Genomic DNA, 908 nt, shown 5'->3' on the forward strand with positions numbered 1-908 from the left:
ACGCAGCGCTACCGTGTAGGCGCAAATTACCTGCAGCTTCCGATCAACTCGCCGAAAAAGCATGTCGCCACCAACCAGGAAGGCGGGCAGATGCAATATCGGGTCGATAGAGCAGAAGGACAAAACCCGCACGTCAACTATGAGCCATCCATTATGGGCGGGCTGAAGGAAGCGAAGCAGGACGGAAAAGACCATACGCCGCATGTCGAAGGTGATGTAAAGCGTGAAGCGATTGACAGAACAAACAACTTCGGACAGGCTGGAGAAACGTACCGGAGATTTACTGAATTTGAGCGGAACGAATTGATTACGAATTTGGTGAATACGCTTTCTACGTGCCGAAAAGAAATTCAGGATCAAATGATTGAGAATTTCACAAAAGCTGATCCTGACTACGGAAAACGTGTAGCAGAAGGGCTAAAAAAGGTTTCCGAAAACAACAGCAACGGGCCGATCGGCACAACTGAAACGGAACAGGCTGCAAAGCAGGCTGAACAGGAGAGCCATCCATCTGATCCGTATTAACAACAGCGAACAGGGCTTTTTTTGAAGCCCTGTTTTTTTATTTTTCTATTGAAACGCTTTCAACAATTGTGTTGTACTGGAAGGAAAGGGGTGGAGAGATACGATGGAATTACAGCAGGACTTGATTCCTCAGAAAAAAACAATCGGCGCCTTAGATCACGCCGTTTTTTTATGCATGGTATTTTGTTTCTGGTTTTCAGGCTATATTTACGTTCCTGTATTCAGTCTGTATTTGGAGGATCTGCACTTTTCATATGGCGCAATCGGCATCATTCTCGGCAGCTACGGGGTCACGCAAATCCTTCTGCGATTCCCGCCCGGCCTTTTGTCAGACATCCTGTTTTCCTTGGGCAAGCAATTGTTAATTGCCGGGTTCGGTTTTT

2 pseudogenes are annotated in these 908 nt (G+C 46.7%); both read left to right on the forward strand.

Going from position 1 to position 908, the window contains the following annotated elements:
- Nucleotides 1-525 (forward strand): annotated as a pseudogene (katX, locus tag ACWHAR_RS24520) (catalase KatX); the annotation flags it as partial.
- Nucleotides 526-628: 103 nt separating this feature from the next.
- Nucleotides 629-908, forward strand: a pseudogene (locus ACWHAR_RS24525) (MFS transporter); the annotation flags it as partial.

This window comes from Bacillus sp. LR--39 (assembly GCF_053613335.1).